17 protein-coding genes and 1 other RNA gene are annotated in these 14,801 nt (G+C 61.0%); 14 read left to right on the forward strand and 4 right to left on the reverse strand.

The genetic code is table 11. From position 1 onward, the window contains the following. Positions 1–2: 2 nt before the first annotated feature. Entirely contained in the window at positions 3–1,415 is a 1,413-nt protein-coding gene (gene uxaC, locus IT763_RS20290) for a glucuronate isomerase (RefSeq protein ID WP_079451619.1), read from the reverse strand. A 284-nt stretch (positions 1,416–1,699) separates the two neighbouring features. Between uxaC and IT763_RS20295 the strand changes: the two genes are divergently transcribed. From IT763_RS20295 to IT763_RS20345, 11 genes are all read left to right on the forward strand, one after another. Further along, entirely contained in the window at positions 1,700–2,998 is a 1,299-nt protein-coding gene (locus IT763_RS20295) for an MFS transporter (RefSeq protein WP_206194964.1), read from the forward strand. A gap of 121 nt (positions 2,999–3,119) precedes the next feature. Next, on the forward strand, positions 3,120–3,896 hold the full coding sequence (exuR, locus tag IT763_RS20300) for a transcriptional regulator ExuR (RefSeq protein ID WP_004937137.1): 777 nt from the start codon (positions 3,120–3,122) through the stop codon (positions 3,894–3,896). Positions 3,897–4,082: 186 nt separating this feature from the next. Beyond that, positions 4,083–4,529, forward strand: coding sequence for a hypothetical protein (locus IT763_RS20305; RefSeq protein WP_004937135.1), 447 nt, complete (start codon positions 4,083–4,085; stop codon positions 4,527–4,529). Between the two features lie 136 nt (positions 4,530–4,665). Further along, positions 4,666–5,346 carry a DedA family protein gene (locus IT763_RS20310; RefSeq protein ID WP_206194965.1) on the forward strand — a complete coding sequence of 227 codons (681 nt, stop codon included), beginning with the start codon at positions 4,666–4,668 and terminating at the stop codon, positions 5,344–5,346. Between the two features lie 32 nt (positions 5,347–5,378). Beyond that, positions 5,379–5,717 carry an EnvZ/OmpR regulon moderator MzrA gene (gene mzrA, locus IT763_RS20315; RefSeq protein WP_016930183.1) on the forward strand — a complete coding sequence of 113 codons (339 nt, stop codon included), beginning with the start codon at positions 5,379–5,381 and terminating at the stop codon, positions 5,715–5,717. 242 nt (positions 5,718–5,959) lie between these two features. Next, entirely contained in the window at positions 5,960–6,331 is a 372-nt protein-coding gene (locus IT763_RS20320; RefSeq protein ID WP_048794645.1) for a DUF1090 domain-containing protein, read from the forward strand. A gap of 162 nt (positions 6,332–6,493) precedes the next feature. Continuing rightward, positions 6,494–6,799, forward strand: coding sequence for a YqjD family protein (locus IT763_RS20325; RefSeq protein ID WP_004937125.1), 306 nt, complete (start codon positions 6,494–6,496; stop codon positions 6,797–6,799). 2 nt (positions 6,800–6,801) lie between these two features. Beyond that, complete coding sequence (locus IT763_RS20330; protein ID WP_015379160.1) at positions 6,802–7,203, forward strand: phage holin family protein; 402 nt, start codon at positions 6,802–6,804, stop codon at positions 7,201–7,203. Further along, the gene (locus IT763_RS20335; protein ID WP_016930185.1) at positions 7,200–7,487 is read left to right on the forward strand and encodes a YqjK-like family protein; all 288 of its coding nucleotides are present in this window, start codon (positions 7,200–7,202) and stop codon (positions 7,485–7,487) included. The genes IT763_RS20330 and IT763_RS20335 overlap by 4 nt, the downstream gene beginning before the upstream one ends. A 295-nt stretch (positions 7,488–7,782) precedes the next feature. Beyond that, positions 7,783–8,178: a DoxX family protein gene (locus tag IT763_RS20340; protein ID WP_016930186.1), complete on the forward strand. Its 396-nt coding sequence runs from the start codon at positions 7,783–7,785 to the stop codon at positions 8,176–8,178. Positions 8,179–8,248: 70 nt separating this feature from the next. Then, positions 8,249–9,235 carry a glutathione S-transferase family protein gene (locus IT763_RS20345; RefSeq protein WP_004937116.1) on the forward strand — a complete coding sequence of 329 codons (987 nt, stop codon included), beginning with the start codon at positions 8,249–8,251 and terminating at the stop codon, positions 9,233–9,235. A 51-nt stretch (positions 9,236–9,286) separates the two neighbouring features. Here the strand turns inward: IT763_RS20345 and IT763_RS20350 are convergent, their stop codons facing one another. Continuing rightward, positions 9,287–10,183: a LysR family transcriptional regulator gene (locus IT763_RS20350; protein ID WP_004937113.1), complete on the reverse strand. Its 897-nt coding sequence runs from the start codon at positions 10,181–10,183 to the stop codon at positions 9,287–9,289. A 107-nt stretch (positions 10,184–10,290) separates the two neighbouring features. Here IT763_RS20350 and IT763_RS20355 point away from each other — a divergent pair, with 107 nt between their 5' ends. After that, complete coding sequence (locus IT763_RS20355; protein WP_206194966.1) at positions 10,291–10,992, forward strand: pirin family protein; 702 nt, start codon at positions 10,291–10,293, stop codon at positions 10,990–10,992. Positions 10,993–11,049: 57 nt separating this feature from the next. Here the strand turns inward: IT763_RS20355 and rnpB are convergent. Together rnpB and rsmI are read right to left on the reverse strand one after the other, a co-directional pair. Next, an RNA gene (gene rnpB, locus IT763_RS20360) (RNase P RNA component class A) lies at positions 11,050–11,427 on the reverse strand. A 41-nt stretch (positions 11,428–11,468) separates the two neighbouring features. Then, positions 11,469–12,332, reverse strand: coding sequence for a 16S rRNA (cytidine(1402)-2'-O)-methyltransferase (gene rsmI / locus IT763_RS20365; protein ID WP_004937108.1), 864 nt, complete (start codon positions 12,330–12,332; stop codon positions 11,469–11,471). A 62-nt stretch (positions 12,333–12,394) separates the two neighbouring features. Here rsmI and IT763_RS20370 point away from each other — a divergent pair, with 62 nt between their 5' ends. Continuing rightward, the gene (locus tag IT763_RS20370) at positions 12,395–14,434 is read left to right on the forward strand and encodes a penicillin-binding protein activator (RefSeq protein ID WP_206194967.1); all 2,040 of its coding nucleotides are present in this window, start codon (positions 12,395–12,397) and stop codon (positions 14,432–14,434) included. After that, positions 14,431–14,784 carry a YraN family protein gene (locus IT763_RS20375; protein WP_015379164.1) on the forward strand — a complete coding sequence of 118 codons (354 nt, stop codon included), beginning with the start codon at positions 14,431–14,433 and terminating at the stop codon, positions 14,782–14,784. The genes IT763_RS20370 and IT763_RS20375 overlap by 4 nt, the downstream gene beginning before the upstream one ends. Positions 14,785–14,801: the final 17 nt, after the last annotated feature.

Raw genomic sequence — 14,801 nt, forward strand, 5'->3', positions numbered from 1 at the left:
GGCTACGCCAGTTCAATGGCGAAATAGTCTTTGGCGTTGTCGAAGCAGATGTTTTTCACCATCTCGCCCAGCAGCGCGATATCCGCCGGCGCTTCGCCGTCCGCCACCCAACGACCGATCATCTGGCAAAGGATGCGGCGGAAGTATTCATGGCGCGTATACGACAGGAAGCTGCGACTGTCGGTCAGCATGCCGACGAAGCGGCTCAGCAGCCCGAGCTGCGCCAGCTGCGTCATTTGGCGCTGCATGCCGTCCTTCTGATCGTTGAACCACCAGCCGGAGCCGAACTGCATCTTGCCCGGCGTGCCTTCCCCCTGGAAATTGCCGATCATGGTGCCGATCACTTCGTTATCGCGCGGGTTGAGGCAGTAGAGAATGGTTTTCGGCAGGCCCCCCTGCCGCGCCTGGGCATCCAGCAGCCGCGACAGCGGTTCCGCCAGCGGCCGATCGTTGATCGAGTCGAAGCCGATATCCGGCCCGACGGCGGCCAGCATGCGGCTGTTGTTATTGCGCAGCGCGCCGATGTGATACTGCTGCACCCAGCCGCGGCGCCGGTATTCGCCGGCCAGGAACAGCAGCACCGCGCTTTTGAACTGGGCGCTCTGTTCCGGCGTCGGCAGCTCGCCGTTCAGGCGGCGCAGCAGGATCGCATCCAACGTCGCTTCATCGGCCTCGCCGAACACCACCACGTCCAGCGCATGATCGGCCACCTTGCAACCGTGGGCGGCGAAGTGATCCATGCGCTTGTACAGCGCGTCGCACAGCGTGCTGAAGCGGCCGATGGCGGTGTCCGCCGCCGCCTCCAACTGCCGCAGATAGTCGTTGAAGCCGGGCGCATCGATGGTGAAAGCCTTGTCCGGCCGCCAGCTCGGCAATACCTTGATATCGAAGCCACGATCGTCGGCGATCGCCCGATGGTGGCGCAGATCGTCGATCGGATCGTCGGTGGTGCCGACCATTTTCACGTTCATCTGCCGCATGATGCCGCGCGCGCGAAACGCATCCTGCGCCAATAGCGCATTACCGCGCTGCCAGATCTCATCCGCCGTGGCCGGCGACAGCAGCGTGCCGGTGATGCCGAACGGCCGACGCAGCTCCAGATGCGTCCAGTGATAGAGCGGGTTGCCGATGGTGTGCGGCACCGTGGCGGCCCAGGCGTCGAATTTCTCGCGATCGCCCGCATCGCCGGTGCATAACCGCTCCGCCACGCCGTTAGTGCGCATCGCCCGCCATTTGTAGTGATCGCCCCGCAGCCAGATATCGTACAGGTTGCTGAAGCGGGTATTCTCCGCGATCTGCTGCGGCGGCAAATGGCAGTGATAATCGAAAATCGGCTGCGGCGCCGCATAATCGTGATACAAGCGCCGGGCAAATTCGCTGTCCAGCAGGAAATCTTCGCTCAAAAACGTCGCCATCTCGGGCTCCTTACTTGCCGTGCGGCACGGGGTTCGAATCACAAAAGTTATCACACCAATTTTAACTAGCGTCCAGCAGATTTTTCCCGATGTCTGCCGTTCATCCTCTCTCCACGCCCTTTTTCGCTCAATTTACCGGCAAAAATGCCCTATTTCACCGGCCACAGTATCGCTCAGGCGAATAATTCCTTTTGTGATATCACTCAACTTTTAAACCTGTATGACAGGTTATTGTCTCGCCAGCCGCATCGACGGCCACACCTTCAAACGGGGAGACATTTCGGATGCGTAAAATTAAAGGGTTACGCTGGTACATGATCGGACTGGTGACCATCGGCACCGTGCTGGGCTACCTGACCCGCAACGCCATCGCCGTCGCGGCGCCGACGCTGGAAGATACGCTGCACATCACCACCCAACAGTATTCCTATATCGTCGCCGCCTATTCCGCCTGCTACACCGTGATGCAACCGGTGGCGGGCTACGTGCTGGACGTGCTGGGCACCAAGGTCGGTTACGCCATGTTCGCCATTCTGTGGGCGCTGTTCTGCATGGGCACCGCGCTGGCCAACAGCTGGGGCGGCCTGGCGCTGGCGCGCGGCGCGGTCGGCATGGCCGAGGCGGCGATGATCCCCGCCGGGCTGAAGGCCAGCAGCGAGTGGTTTCCGGCCAAAGAGCGTTCGATCGCCGTCGGTTATTTCAACGTGGGTTCATCGATCGGCGGCATGATCGCCCCACCGCTGGTGGTATGGGCCATCGTGGCGCACAGCTGGGAAATGGCGTTCATCATCACCGGCGTGCTGAGCCTGATCTGGGCCATTTGTTGGCTGCTGTTCTACAAACACCCGAAAGATCAGAAGAAACTGAGCCAGGAAGAGCGCCGTTACATCCTCGAAGGCCAGGAAGCGCAGCACCAGACCTCTAACGCCAAAAAGATGTCCGCCTGGCAGATCGTGCGCAACCGCCAGTTCTGGGGCATCGCGCTGCCGCGCTTTCTGGCGGAACCGGCCTGGGGCACCTTCAACGCCTGGATCCCGCTGTTCATGTTCAAGGCCTACGGTTTTAATCTGAAAGAGATTGCCATGTTCGCCTGGATGCCGATGCTGTTCGCCGATCTCGGCTGCATCGTCGGCGGCTACCTGCCGCCGCTGTTCCAGAAGTATTTCAAGGTTAATCTGATCGTCTCACGCAAGCTGGTGGTGACGATGGGAGCGGTGTTGATGATCGGCCCCGGCATGATCGGCCTGTTCACCAGCCCTTACGCGGCTATCGCGCTGCTGTGCGTCGGCGGCTTCGCCCATCAGGCGCTGTCCGGCGCGTTGATTACCCTCTCTTCCGACGTATTCGGCCGCAATGAGGTGGCGACCGCCAACGGGTTGACCGGCATGGCGGCCTGGACAGCCAGCACACTGTTCGCCCTGGTGGTCGGCGCCCTGGCGGACACCCTCGGCTTCAGCCCGCTGTTCGCCGCGCTGTCGGTCTTCGACATTCTCGGCGCCATCGTCATCTGGACGGTGTTGCAAAACCGCCCGGCCGCCGAAACGCAGCCGGCCACGCTGCAGCCTGTCCCGGCGCGCAGCTGATCCCGCCGCCCGGCCGCTGCGCGTCGGGCCTCTTGCTCCTCTGGCAGCGGTGCCGAATAAGTGGTATAACAAATCCGATGGCCACGCGCCCCTTCCCACCGCACCGTATAGAGCATTCACTATGGAATTCACCGAAACCAGACGCCTGTATCAGCAACTGGCCGCCGAGCTCAAGCAACGCATCGAAAGCGGCCGCTACCCGGTAGGCGACAAGCTGCCGGCCGAGCGATACATCGCCGAAGAGATGAATGTCAGCCGCACCGTGGTGCGCGAAGCGATCATCATGCTGGAGGTGGAAGGCTATGTGGACGTGCGCAAAGGATCCGGGATCCACGTGGTGTCCAACCAGCAAAAGCACCTGGTGGTGCCGGGCGACAGCATCGAGTTCGCCACCGCCGGCCCGTTTGAGCTGCTGCAGGCGCGCCAGCTGATAGAAAGCAACATCGCCGAATTCGCCGCCACCCAGGTGACCAAACAAGATATCGTGCAGTTGATGGAGATCCAGGAGCACGCCCGTAAAGAGGATCGCTTCCGCGACTCGCAGTGGGATCTGAAGTTCCACGTGCAGGTGGCGCTGGCCACCCAGAACACCGCCATGGCCACCATCGTGGAAAAAATGTGGGTGCAGCGGGTCAACAACCCTTACTGGAAAAAACTGCATGAACATATCGACGAACGCTCGATCGCCAGCTGGTGCGACGATCACGATCAGATCCTCAAAGCGCTGATGCGCAAAGACCCTTACGCCGCCAAACTGGCGATGTGGCAGCACCTGGAAAACACCAAACAGATGCTGTTCAACGCCACCAGCGATGACTTCGAATACAACGCCGATCGCTACCTGTTCGCCGAGAATCCGGTGGTGCATCTGGATGGCGTGAACCACGAGCCGAAATAGCCACGGCGGTCAAAAACCGTCGGCTTATGTCAGGTAATGTAAAATCCGCTGAATCGATGCCGGAACCGCCGTTTGCCGTGTACTATTTCACCGTCGGCAACGTAGATTTCCCTGTTGCCAATCGTGCTATTTTGGTAGAGTTAGCCCACTTTTTTACCCATTGCTGCGGGGGCGGGACGCGAATAAATGCGCTGGTTGTTTGCCATGCTGATTGCTGTTTTCTGCTGGACCGGTTCGGTCTCCGGCCAACAGCTATGCGTGGCGTCACCCAAGCCAACCCCCAGCGCGCTGAGCAGCCTGCCGCTGCTGGCGGAGCCGGCGCTTTCCCCCTATGATCATGTGTATCGGGCGCCGGCCGAAGCGCGCCGCAAAGCCCCCGGCAAGTTGCCGCTGCTGCTGCCCAGAGCGCACTCTTTCTCCGGTTCGCTGCTCGCATCCTCCCTGCCGGCGCCGGTCTATACCCTGGCCGCAGAGCCGGGTTACCGAATTCGCTTCCCCCGCCAGGACACCCCGGCCCCCAACCGGCTTGCCCAGGTCGACTGGATGCTGGACGCTTCCAGGCAACAGAGTCGCCAGGCCGGTTGGAAAGAAAGCAACATGCAGTACCGTGGCACGCTGACTTACCACCTATGACCGGTGTCGCACCGCTTAGAAACCTTAAAGCAACGCCGTTTCATCGTTATCAGCACTCAGGATCGCCGCGCGCTTTCAGCTCACGCCCGCTCCGCCGCTGAGATAAAAATAAACAATGACGTTTTAGGAACACCGGATGGACATCATTAAAGAACTGATACATGCCTTATGGCAGCAGGATTTTGAGACGCTGGCGAACCCTTCGTTGGTGTGGACCCTCTACATCCTGCTGTTCATGATCCTGTTTTTGGAGAACGGCCTGCTGCCGGCCGCTTTCCTGCCGGGTGACAGCCTGCTGATCCTGGTCGGCGTCCTGATCGCCAAAGGCACCATGGGCTTCCCATTGACCATCGTTATCCTGACCGTCGCCGCCAGCCTGGGGTGCTGGGTCAGTTATATACAAGGCCGGTGGCTCGGCAATACGCGAACGGTGCAAGGCTGGCTTTCGCATCTGCCGGCTCACTACCATCAACGCGCTCACAACCTGTTCCACCGCCACGGCCTTTCCGCCCTGCTGGTCGGCCGCTTCCTGGCCTTCGTGCGCACCCTGCTGCCAACCATCGCCGGCCTGTCCGGCCTGAGCAACGCGCGCTTCCAGTTCTTCAACTGGATGAGCGGCCTGCTGTGGGTCTTGATCTTGACGACGCTGGGCTTCGCCCTGGGGAAAACTCCGGTGTTCCGCAAGTATGAAGATCAGCTGATGTTCTGCCTGATGATGTTACCGCTGGTATTGCTGGTGGTCGGGCTGGTCGGCTCGTTGATCGTGTTGTGGCGCAAGAAGCGCGCCAACAGCCAGAACTCGGGGAAAGGGGCGTGACAGCAAAGCGCCCGCGCTGGCAATACGTCCTGATGATCGCGCTCGCCCTGCTGGCGTTGGCGACGCTGTTGGTGCCCTGTATGGTACGCACCGAGAGCGAGCTGCGCATCCGCGCCAGCCAGCAAGGGCTGTCGCTGCCCGACGGCTTTTATGTCTACCAGCGCCTGGATGAACGCGGCATCCGCATCAAAAGCATTACGCCGGAAGGCGATGGCCTGGTCATCCGTCTGGATTCGCCAGAGCAGCAATTGCTGGCGCGCGAAGCGTTGCAAACCATTCTGCCGCCCGGTTACCACATCGCATTGAGCGAGTCCCCCGTGCCGTCGCATTGGGTGCGCGAATTTGCGCGTTCCCCACTCAATCTGGGATAATCCCCCTTCATATGAAGGGGTTTCCTTTCATTGCCATTATCTTCATTTTCATTCGCATCGATTAGCTCAAGAATTAATCAGTCAGCACTGGGTCACGGCTGATTCTTTGGGGGCTCGCCGGTTTCATGACTATGCTGAAGGGTAACTTCAGCCGGCGATGAACGCCCTCCTCTCGTGCTGCCGCCTTCGGCAGCCAGGAAAGCGGATGCCTGTTCAGGCATCTCATGAAAAGGAACTGAAAGATGAAATTACGCCACTCACTGTTACTGCTGTTGCCACTCTGCACGCTGCCGGCGCTCGCTTCAGCCGCTGAGGGCGGCTGCGCCGCCAAAGCGCAAGACATCCAGCAGCAAATTGACTACGCCACCCAACACGGCAACACCCGCCGCGTGGAAGGGCTGAAAAAAGCGCTGAGCGAAGTGCAGACCCACTGCACCGAAGCCGGCCTGCAGGCCGAACGCCAGAAAAACATCGCAGAGAAACAGCGCAAGGTCGACGAGCGCCGGCAGGAGCTGAAAGAAGCGCAGCAAACCGGCAAGCTGGACAAGGTCGCCAAGAAACAGCAAAAGCTGACGGAAGCGCAGGCTGAGCTGAAACGCGCCCAGGCGGAATAATTTTTATACCAGCGGATTTGTCGATGAGAGCCCCATCGTACGGGATTTCTTAAGCATATGAAATTGATGTCTGGTGTTATCTGCTGACCATCACCCCTTTGCTCCGGCGAAAAAATCCGCTATGTTAAAAGTCTGTCGAAATAAACGTTAAGGAATAATCACATGGCACATGATTCAAATGCAGAAAACTTACGCGCTGAACTGAAGTCCTTAGCCGATACGCTGGAGGAAGTGCTGAACTCCTCCACCGACAAGCCGAAAGCCGAGTTGGAGAAGCTGCGTTCGAAAGCGGAAGGCGCGCTGAAAGAGACCCGCGCTCGCCTGAGCGACGCCGGTGACAAGCTGGCTTCGCAAACCAAACAGATCGCCGGCCAGGCCGACGACTACGTGCGCGACAACCCGTGGACCGGCATCGGTATCGGCGCGGCGGTCGGCGTGGTGTTGGGCGTGCTGCTCGCGCGTCGTTAATCATGGCTGAACAACCGCAAGTTCGCGCGCAGGGCCCCGCCAAAGGGGTCCTGGATATCGGTCAGCGCATCATCACGATCCTGGTCGGCATGGTGGAAACCCGTGTCCGGCTGGCGGTAGTCGAGCTGGAAGAGGAGAAAGCCAACCTCATCCAGCTGCTGATCATGGCCGGCATGACGCTGCTGTTCACCGCCTTCGGTTTGATGAGCCTGCTGATCCTGATCTTCTGGGCCATCGATCCGGTCTACCGGCTGGTGGCGCTGGGCGCAACAACCGGCGTGCTGCTGTTCCTGGCCGTGGTCGGCACCATCTGGACGCTGGTCAAGGCTCGTCGCACCACGCTGCTGGGCGCCACGCGCAAGCAGTTGGAACTCGACCGCGCCGAACTGGAGCGCGAACCATGAGCCGCCGCCGCTACCTGGAATGGAAAAAAGAGAGGCTGATTCGCCAGATCCAGCAACAGCGTCTGGATCTGGCCGAACACAAGTCTTTGTGGCTGGAAAAGACCGAACGCATTGACCGCGGCTGGCAGACAGTGTTTGGCCTGCGCCGCTATCTGGTACTCGGTTCCAGCGTCATGGCGCTGTACGGCATCCGCCACCCCAGCAAGATGATCCGCTGGTCGCGTCGTGCTTTCGGCGCCTGGAGCGCTATTCGACTGTTTAAAAAGACGTTTTCCTCCAAGTAAGCCACTTAGCCTTTCCTTCAAACCTCCTGTTGCTCTGCCCGCATTTTCTCCCTTGATACAACGCGTCTAACCCCGGGGCCGGGCAACCTGCTGATCGGCGGTATTTTATTAGCACGCTAAAGATTCAGATTTTTTGAAAAATTACGACAGTTTTACTTGCTAACAACCTGAGCACTTCCCGCTTAACATTCACTCCATCAATACGATACGGAGCGGACAGGGTCAGAGACCCGCTACGCCGCCCGTTGATATGACTACCGCCGAACAGGCACACAAAAACACTTTGGAGTAGATGATGAAAAAATTAGAAGATGCAGGTTTGCTGGTTGCTCGTATCCTGATGCCAATCCTGTTTATCGTGGCAGGCTACGGCAAAATGGGTGACGCTTACGCCGGAACTCAACAGTACATGCAATCGATGGGCGTGCCTGGCTTCTTGCTGCCGCTGACCATTCTGCTGGAGTTTGGCGGCGGTCTGGCGATCCTGTTCGGCTTCCTGACCCGCACCGTGGCGCTGTTCACTGCCGGTTTCACCATCCTGACCGCGCTGCTGTTCCACACTGATTTTGCGGAAGGAGTAAACCAGCTGATGTTCATGAAAAACCTGACCATCGCCGGCGGCTTCATCGTGTTGGCGGTCGCAGGCCCGGGCGGCTTCAGCATCGACCGTCTTCTGAACAAGAAATGGTAATCTAAACTGTCATTCAGGGCCCGGCATGCCGGGCCCTGTCGTTTTTCACTCGGACACCAAGGAGATTCCCATGGGACAACTCGTCGATGGCGTTTGGCAAGACATCTGGTATGACACGAAATCTACCGGCGGCCGTTTCAAACGTTCAACCGCTCAGTTTCGCAATTGGGTGACCGCCGACGGTCAGCCCGGCGAACACGGCGCGGGCGGCTTCCAGGCCGAAGCGGGCCGTTATCACCTGTACGTTTCTCTCGCCTGCCCCTGGGCGCACCGCACGCTGCTGATGCGCAAATTGAAAGGGCTGGAGCAGATCATTCCGGTCTCGGTGGTGCACCCGCTGATGCTGGAAAACGGCTGGACCTTCGGCCAGGATTTTCCTGAAACCACCGGCGATCCGCTGTATCACGCCGACTTCCTGTACCAGATCTACCTGCGGGCAGACCCGCACTACAGCGGGCGCGTGACCGTGCCGGTGCTGTGGGATAAACAGAGGCAAACCATCGTCAGCAACGAATCCGCCGACATCATCCGCATGTTCAACAGCGCGTTTGACGGCGTCGGCGCTCGGGCTGGGGACTACTACCCGACCGATCTGCGCGGCAAGATCGATGAGCTGAACGGCTGGATTTACGATCAAGTGAACAACGGCGTGTACAAGGCCGGTTTCGCCACCAGCCAGGAAGCCTATGACGAAGCGGTCAACGGGGTATTCAACGCGCTGGAGCGCCTTGAGCAGATCCTGGGGCAACATCGCTACCTGACCGGCGATCGGCTGACCGAAGCCGACCTGCGTCTGTGGACCACGCTGGTGCGTTTCGATCCGGTGTACGTCACCCACTTCAAGTGCGACAAACACCGCATCAGCGACTATCTGAACCTGTACGGTTTCCTGCGCGACATCTACCAGATGCCGGGCATCGCCGAAACGGTCAGCCTGCCGCACATTCGCAACCACTACTACCGCAGCCACGCCACCATCAACCCGCACGGCATCATTTCCATCGGGCCGGCGCAGGATCTGGACGAGCCGCACGGCCGCGACCAGCGCTTCGGTTAAGGCGAAAAAAATCCCCTTGCCGCCCGGCAAGGGGATGTCATCCCACCGACGTTAACGTTGCGCGAACAGGCGCGGGATTTCGCGCAGGAACCAGGCCTTCGCCTCCCCCATGCTGTCGCGCCGCCAGGCCATAATGATGTCGGCTTCGCGGCTGTATTCCGGCCCCACCACGCGCAGCCGGCCGGCTTCGATATCTTTCTCCACCATCGGATACGGCATGGTCGCCACCCCCAACCCGGCCAGCAGCGCCAGACGTTTGTCTTCAATGGTGCTCACCGTCAGGCGCTGTTGCTTGTCCAGCAGCTGTACGGTCAACACCGGGCGCTCGCGAGCGGTATCCGCCACCGCGATACCGCGGTATTTCACGCGGGTCACCTCGGACAACGGCTCCGGCTCCTGGTGGATAGGATGATCCGGCGCGGCGACATAAACGCTCATGACCTTGTACAGTTTGCGGGTGTTGATCTCCGACGACGCGCGAAAATGCATGTCCGGCGCGATCACAATGTCGGCGCGCCCCTGTTCCAGCCGCTCCCAGGCGCCCGCCAGCACTTCGGTGAAAATCGACACCTGGGTGTTGGCCTTCAGCGCCAGCTTGTCCACCAGCGGGAACAGCAGGCTTGGCGGCGACAGCGCTTCACTGACGATGGTCAGGTGGGTTTCCCAACCGCGCGCCAGCGCCTCGGCGTCGGTGGTCAGCTTATCGGCCGCCTCCAGCAGCACCCGCCCGCGCTCCAGCAACATTCGCCCGACGTTGGTGAACTTGGTGCGGTGGCCCGAACGGTCGAACAGCACCACGTCCAATTCTTCTTCCAATTTTTGCATGGTGTAGCTGAGCGCCGACGGCACCCGGCCCAATTCGTCGGCGGCCGCGGCGAAACTGCCACGCCGGTCGATCGCATCCATCACTCTCAGCGCCTCAAGCGTGAGCGCCCGATCTCTGGCCATCACATCCCTCTGTCAGGAAATTTGAATATGCCGACCAGATTAACTGGCTAACAATCCGACGTCCAGATGCTTACCATTTGGATAATGAATTTAGAGAGCCGATTGCCATGATTACATGCAGAACAGCACAACAATGCGGGCAAGCTGACTTTGGTTGGCTGCAGGCTCGCTACACCTTTTCCTTTGGTCACTACTTCGATCCCAAACTGATGGGCTACGCCTCGCTGCGGGTGTTGAATCAGGAGGTGCTGGCACCGGGCGCGTCGTTCCAGCCGCGCACCTATCCCAGCGTGGATATCCTGAACCTGATCCTGCAGGGCGAGGCGGAATACCGCGACAGCGACGGCAACACCGCGCGCGCCAAAGCCGGCGAGGCGCTGCTGTTGGCCACCCAGCCGGGCCTGAGTTACAGCGAACAGAACGTCAGCAGCGATACGCCGCTGACCCGCCTGCAGCTGTGGCTGGACGCCTGCCCGGAACGCAACAACGAGCGGGTACAGCGCCTGGCGCTGCCGGCGGCAGGCAACCTGCTGCTGGCCTCGCCGGACGGCGCGCAGGGCAGCCTGCAGCTGCGCCAGCAGGTTTGGATCCACCATCTCGATCTGCAGCCGGGCGAAGAACAAACGCTGACGATTAACGGGCCGCGCGCCTATTTGCAGTCGATTCACGGCACCATCGCCGCCACCGGCGAGCGCCACGAGGAACAGCGTCTGACCTGCGGCGACGGCGCCTTCGTGCGTGAGGAGAATCGCCTGACGATCCGCGCCGAGACGCCGCTGCGCGCGCTGCTGATTGACCTGCCGATGTAAGCCGGCCGAAAAACGAAAAACCCCGCGCAACTGACGTTGCGCGGGGTTTTCTTTTGTCGAGGGAGTTGACCGGTAAGCCGGGTTCTGTCGTGGACAGTCATTCCTCTAGGCCAGCAATCGCTCACTGGCTCAAGCAGCCTACCCGGGTTCAGTACGGGCCGTACCATGTGAACCCCTATTTGGCCTTGCTCCGGGTGGAGTTTACCGTGCCACGAACTGTTGCCAGCCGCGCGGTGCGCTCTTACCGCACCCTTTCACCCTTACCTGATCCCGCTTGCGCGGGCCATCGGCGGTTTGCTCTCTGTTGCACTAGTCGTAGGCTTGCGCCTCCCAGGCGTTACCTGGCACCCTGCCCTATGGAGCCCGGACTTTCCTCCCCTCCATCTGTCTCCCCGAAGAGGACGGCAATGAAGCGGCGACTGTCTGGTCAACTCCGGCGCGGATAGTAGCGTCGCAGCGGCAGCAGGTCAACCGCTTTACGGCTGTTGTTGCTCCAGCGCGTGCTTATACAGCGCATTTTTCTTCACGCCGTGGATTTCCGCCGCCAGCGCCGCCGCCTTTTTCAACGGCAACTCTTTTTGCAGCAGCGCCAGCGTGCGCAGCGCCTCAAGCGGCAGCGCATCCTCCTGCGCCTTGTGGCCTTCGACGATCAGCACCATCTCACCGCGGCGGCGCACTTCATCTTCCTGCACCCACGCCAGCAGCTCGCCCACCGGCGCGCCGTGGATGGATTCCCAGGTTTTGGTCAGCTCGCGCGCCAGCACCACATAGCGCTGCGGGCCCCAGACGGTGACCATGTCCTGCAGGCTTTCCAGCAGACGATGGGTGGATTCGTAGAAAATCAGCGTGCGCGGTTCCTCCGCCAGCGCCATCAGCGTATCCTTGCGCCCCTTGGTTTTCGCCGGCAGGAAACCTTCGTAGCAGAAACGGTCGGAAGCGACGCCCGCGGCGCACAGCGCGGTGGTGGCGGCGCAGGCGCCCGGCAGCGGCACCACGCGAATGCCGGCCTCACGGCAGCGGCGCACCAGGTGATAACCGGGATCGTTGATCAGCGGCGTGCCGGCGTCGGACACCAGCGCGATGCTCTGGCCTTCCTGCAGTTTCGCCAGCAGCTGATCGGCCTTTTGCTGTTCGTTGTGATCGTGCAGCGCGAACAGACGCGCGTTAATCGCGAAGTGTTGCAGCAGCAATCCGGTATGGCGCGTGTCTTCCGCCGCGATCAGATCAACGCTTTTCAGTACCTCTAACGCACGGTGGGTGATATCGCCCAGATTGCCGATGGGGGTGGGCACCACATACAGCGTTGATGCAGAAATGACTGATTGTTGGTGTTGATTCATTGTTTCATCCGGGTTGCCGATTTAATATTGAGCATCTTGAAAAAAACATCACTGGATACAGTATGCTTTCCTCAACATTCGTTCGTACCAAAGCAGGGCGTTCCAAGCCTGTCCGACTTACCGCAGTCATCGCGGCCGCCCTTTTCCTGGCAGGCTGTCCAAGTCGGGCCCCGCAAACGCCGCCCGCCAATATACAGGACGAAGCGAGCGCCAGCTCCGATTACTACCTGCAGCAGTTGCAGCAAAGCAGCGATGATAACAAGGCTGACTGGCAATTACTTGCTATTCGCGCCTTGCTGCGTGAAGGAAAACTGCCGCAGGCCGGCGACCAGTTGAATCAGTTGCCGAAAAACCTCAGCGGCGCACAGCAGACTGAACGCCAGTTGCTGACTGCCGAACTGCAGATCGCCAACAAGAGCTACGTCAGCGCCCGCAGCACGCTGGGCCACCTGGACAGCGGTGCGCTGTCGCCGAATCAGAAGGTGCGCTACTACCAGGCGCAGATCGCCGCCAACCAGGGCAAAGCGTCGCTGCCGCTGATCCGCGCCTATATCGCTCAGGAGCCGTTGCTGACCGGCAAGGCGCACCAAGACAACCTGGATCAAACCTGGCAGGCCCTGCTGCAACTGCCGCCGCAGGAGATGAACAGCCTGGTGATCAACGCCGACGAGAACGTGCTGCAAGGATGGCTGGATCTGCTGCGCGTCTATCAGGACAACAAGCAGGATCCCGATCTGCTGAAGGCCGGCATCAAAGACTGGCAGAACCGTTATCCGAAGAACCCGGCGGCCAAAACGCTGCCGGCTCGCCTGAACCAGGTGCTGAACTTCACCCAGGCCTCCACCTCGAAAATCGCCCTGCTGCTGCCGTTGAACGGCCAGGCGAAAGTGTTCGCCGACGCCATCCAGCAAGGCTTCGAAGCGGCGAAAAACGGCGGCTCCATGCCGGCGCCGCAGCCTCAAGCCGCGCAACCGGCCAGCACGCCGGCTCAAACGGCGCCGGCCGATCAGGCCGCTACGGGTGACATCAACGCCAACGGCGCGGTCAGCCCTTCGGCGCAAGAGAGCCAGCCCGCCGTGACCGCCGCGCAACCCGCTGCGCCGTCCAGCGCGCCGATAACGCCGCCGCAGGCCGCCAACGCGCAGGTCAAAGTGTACGATACCACCAGCCAGCCGCTGGCCGCCTTGCTGAGCCAGGCGCAGCAGGATGGCGCCACTCTGGTGGTCGGGCCGCTGCTGAAAGAGAACGTCGATCAGTTGTCCGCCAGCACCACCACGCTGAACGTGCTGGCGCTCAACCAACCGGAAACGCCGAAAGACAACCTGAACATCTGTTACTTCGCCCTGTCGCCGGAAGATGAAGCGCGCGACGCCGCCCGCCACATCTGGGAACAGCAGAAGCGTCAACCGCTGCTGCTGGTGCCGCGCGGCGCCTTCGGCGATCGCGTCGCCAGGGCCTTTAACCAGGAATGGCAGAAGCAAGGCGGGCAAACCGTGTTGCGCCAGGACATCGGCTCGGCCGGCGAGCTGCGCCAGATGGTGAACAGCGGCGGCATCCGCATGACCGGCACGCCGATGTCGAGCGCCCCGGCGCCGCAGAGCGTCACCATCGCCGGGCTGACCATTCCTGCGCCGCCGAGCGACGTGCCCGCCGCCACCGGCGGCAGCGTCGACGCGGTGTACATCGTCGCCACGCAGTCTCAGCTGACGCTGATCAAACCGATGATCGACATGGCCACCAGCTCGCGCGGCAAGCCGGCGATGTACGCCAGCTCGCGCAGCTACCAGGCCGGCGCCGGCCCGGACTTCCGTCTGGAAATGGAAGGCCTGCAGTTCAGCGACATCCCGCTGCTTGCCGGCTCAAACCCTCAGCTGTTGCAGCAGGCCAGCGCGCGTTTCCGCAACGACTACTCGCTGGTGCGCCTGTATGCAATGGGGATGGATGCCTGGACATTGGCCAACCACTTTGCTGAAATGCGCCAGCTGCCGGGCTTCCAGGTTTCCGGCACCACCGGCACGCTGAGCGCGTCGCCGAACTGCGTGATCAACCGTAAGCTGCCTTGGCTGCAATACCGTCAGGGCACGGTCGTTCCAGTCTCTTGAACCCACGCGCCTCAGGGGCGGGCTATGAGTTACTGGCCCGCCGTCACCTGGAACACGCCGGGCTCACCTTCTGCGCCGCCAATGTCGCGGTGCGCGGCGGTGAGCTCGACCTCATCATGCGCGACGGCACCACCTGGGTGTTCGTCGAAGTGCGCTACCGCCGCAACGACGCCTTCGGCGGCGCGGCCGCCAGCGTCACCTTTCGCAAACAACAGCGGTTGCTGCACGCCGCCGCCGTCTGGCTGGCGGGGCGCGGAGCCAGTTTTGACACATCATCTTGCCGTTTTGATGTTTTGGCCATTACCGGTAGCCAGTTAGAATGGATACCCAACGCCTTCAATGCGGATTAATCGGGGTTTTACGGCGC

Source organism: Serratia sp. CMO1, assembly GCF_015689115.1.
GTDB lineage: Bacteria > Pseudomonadota > Gammaproteobacteria > Enterobacterales > Enterobacteriaceae > Serratia > Serratia marcescens.